This window comes from Luteimonas panaciterrae (assembly GCF_020511115.1).
Taxonomy (GTDB): Bacteria; Pseudomonadota; Gammaproteobacteria; order Xanthomonadales; family Xanthomonadaceae; genus Luteimonas; species Luteimonas panaciterrae.
Genome location: NZ_JAJAVH010000052.1, coordinates 1 through 391, shown reverse-complemented (window position 1 = coordinate 391; position 391 = coordinate 1). Strand labels below are relative to the sequence as shown.

Genomic DNA, 391 nt, shown 5'->3' with positions numbered 1-391 from the left:
GCTCGACACGATTCCCGTCGCCGACCGCATCGTCTTCGCGCCGCCAACCAGTTCGACAACCGCATCACCAATCTCGAGAACGGGTCGAGCGGCATGTTCCAGGTCAGCCAGGACCACAACACGCCGCCGCCGAAGCCCACGGGCACCAACTCCGCCGCCGGCGGCGCCGGTGCGGTGGCTTCGGGCAACAACGCATTGGCCGTCGGCAACGACAGCACCGCGTCGGGCAACAACAGCACGGCGCTGGGCACGGGCCCGACCGCATCCGGTGCGAGCAGCACCGCGATCGGCCAAGGCGCGAATGCTTCGCACGGCAACAGCGTGGCGCTCGGCGCGGGTTCGTCCACGACGGTCGGCGCGCAGACCGATTACAACGCTGCGTACGTGGGAA

Annotated in this window: 1 pseudogene; it reads left to right on the top strand. The window is 69.1% G+C overall.

Annotated features, from left to right (window positions below):
* Positions 1 to 391: pseudogene (locus LG367_RS18200) on the top strand (hypothetical protein); the annotation flags it as partial.